This window comes from uncultured Fretibacterium sp. (assembly GCF_938040765.1).
Classification (GTDB): domain Bacteria; phylum Synergistota; class Synergistia; order Synergistales; family Aminobacteriaceae; genus CAJPSE01.
In genome coordinates this window covers 1-2,605 of record NZ_CALIAA010000275.1, presented here as the reverse complement: position 1 = coordinate 2,605, position 2,605 = coordinate 1, and the positions used below count along the sequence as shown (strand labels likewise).

Here is a 2,605-nt window from a genome sequence, read left to right as displayed (position 1 = left end):
CCAGCTTTCGGACCTCCTCGGCCACGACGGCGAAGCCGCGCCCCGCCTCGCCGGCGCGCGCCGCCTCGATCGCTGCGTTGAGCGCCAGAAGGTTCGTCTGGTCGGCAATGGACGTGATGGAGCTCACGAAGCCGGAGATGGCCTCGACCGACTGCGCCAGATGGTCGATCTGCTCCATCGTCTCCCCGGACTTCCCCGCCACCAGCTTCATGCCCTCCACGATACGACCCACGCTGTGGACTCCCTCCGTCGTCCCGGTGCTGACGGTCGAGGACTGCGTGGCCCCCTCCGTAGCGGCCTGAGCGCTCGACTGCGCCCCGGACGCCACCTCGCCGATCGCCGCGTTGATGGCCTCGAGGGAGGAGGAGCTCTCGTCGAGAAGGGCGTTCGACTTGCCCATCAGTCCACCGACATCCTCCATGGAGGCGAGCAGGCCGCCCGAGATCTCGGCGAGCTCCTCGGACTGCCGGGAGCTCTCGTCTACGCCGGTACGGATCCGGGCGATCACCTCACCGATGGAGACCACAGTCCGGTTCAGTATCCCGGATATCCTGGCGAACTCGTCCTTGCCGGAGTCGTCGAAACGGGTCGAGAGGTCGCCGGCCTCCAGCCCCTCCATCAAGTCGGTCATCCGGCGCACGGAGCGCGTCATGCCCCGGATGATGCAGAAGAAGGAGACCCCGATGATGATCAGCGGCGTAACGGCAACCCCCAGCAGGATCAGGATCAGGGTCCTGAGAATCCCGGAGATCACGGCGTAGGGGAAGAACGCGCCGAGGTAGAGGTCGTACCCGACCGGGGCGTAGAACATCAGGCGCCGCTCTCCCTCGTGGGTGTACTCGGCGGACCCGGTCTCGCCCGCCGTCATCCGCCGGACCGTTTCACGGACGCCCTCGGGGAAGGATGGGTCCGTGAGGAGGTTGGTCTTCATGACCTGTTCCTTGTGGGGGGAGGCGACGATCACGCCGTCCTTGCGGATCAGGACCCCCGACCCCTGACCGAAGATCTTCAGGCTCGCCGTCTGCGAACTGATCTGGTCCACGTCCAGGTCCGCACCGACGACCCCCAGGAGCTTCCCGGAGTCGTCGCGGACCGCGACGGCCATGGTGATCCCCAGGCTGTTCGTCGCCGCAATGATGTAGGGCTCCGAGCAGACGACCTCACCATCCCTGGCCGCGACGGCGAGCTTGTACCACGGGCGCGTCCGGGAGTCGAAGTCGTCGGGGGCCTTCCAGCCGCCCCCGTCCGCGAAGCGTCCGTTCGATTCGTAGCCCCAGAACAGTTCCTTGATGCCACCTTGCCTGTTTTTGGCCAGAAGGGCGGCGGCGGCACGGGCCATCTCGTCCTGAGAGACCGCCCCGAAGTGGACGTACGCGTACCGCAGCGACTCAGCGGAGGCCGAGAGGACCGCGGAGGAACGGGCCAGTACGCCCCGGAAAATCTCCGCCGACTGCGACACGCTGTCCACCCCAACCCCCTTCAGGACCGAGGAAAGCGTCGAGCCGCCCGAGATGTAAATGACCCCGATCAATACGAACAGCACCAGGAAAACCACCGCAACCGTCCCCAACATCTTGCTCCGAATCGTCATCTTTCCGTCTCCCTTACCGCATCAAATGTCGAAAAACAACCAGGGCGCCAATGCTCGACCTCGGAGGGCGGCCCACGCCGCGCCTGCTTCTCCCGGCCCGTGAGGGCCGCCCCCGATAGAACACAAAATATAGAGGAAACAGCATAAAAGCGTTTGTTCGTCACCCCGGTATCGTCACGGGCCCGCGGGGAGGGCGACACACGGAATCTCGGGCCCCGGGATGCCGATGGGGGCGACCGTCACCGTCCCGGCATACTCGGGAGCCAGCTCCAGGCCGCGCTTCATCCTGTGGAACGTCACGGTCCGGTTTGCCCTGACCGCAGCCCCCAGCACCCTCCCCGTGTCGGCATCGATCCCCGAGGGCAGGTCCACCGCCACGACATGGGCGGCCGAGACGCCGATCGTCTCGACGACGCGTCTATGGAGCCCTTCGATCGGGCGCGTCAGCCCGGTCCCGAAAAGGGCGTCCACACAGACCTCGCAGTTCCTGAGAGAGTGGCCCAGGCGCTCCAGGGAGCTCTCGTCCAGGGGCAGGGGAGCAGCCGGCGAAAGGCGCCGCAGGATGTCGAGGTTCGTGCGGAAATCTGCACTGCCCCGTTCCGGGTCTCCCACCAGAAAGACCTCGACCCTCCGGCCTCGGATCAGCAGATGCCGAGCCACGGCCAGGCCATCCCCTCCATTGTTCCCGGGGGCGCAGACCACAGCAAAGGAGGCCGCATCCGCGACCTCCCGGACGACCGCAAGGGCCGCGTTCTCCATGAGGACAATGCCGGGGATGCCGAACTCCTCTATGGCCCGGCGGTCCGCCTCCCGCATCTCCTCCCGGGTAATCGGCTCCAGATGCGGATCCCCTCCGCCCGGCCTTCCTTTTTTCCCTGCGGAGGGGGACGATCCCGGAACAAGGAGCATCGAACTCCACCTCCCGCCGAAAATATCAATATCGAAGGTCCCCTGAGGAATCGTACTTCACCGCGTTTCCGCATAAGGACTCCAAATGGTATTATACAGGTTCGT

At 65.7% G+C, this 2,605-nt stretch carries 2 protein-coding genes; both read right to left on the bottom strand.

Features of this window, described 5'->3' with window-relative positions; translation table 11 throughout:
• The coding region (locus Q0176_RS09820; RefSeq protein WP_299302252.1) for a methyl-accepting chemotaxis protein at window positions 1-1,591 on the bottom strand (1,591 nt) is incomplete at its 3' end.
• 174 nt (window positions 1,592-1,765) lie between these two features.
• A complete protein-coding gene (locus tag Q0176_RS09815) occupies window positions 1,766-2,500 on the bottom strand; it encodes an NAD(P)H-hydrate epimerase (RefSeq protein WP_299302249.1) in 735 nt (244 codons plus the stop codon).
• Window positions 2,501-2,605 lie beyond the last annotated feature (105 nt).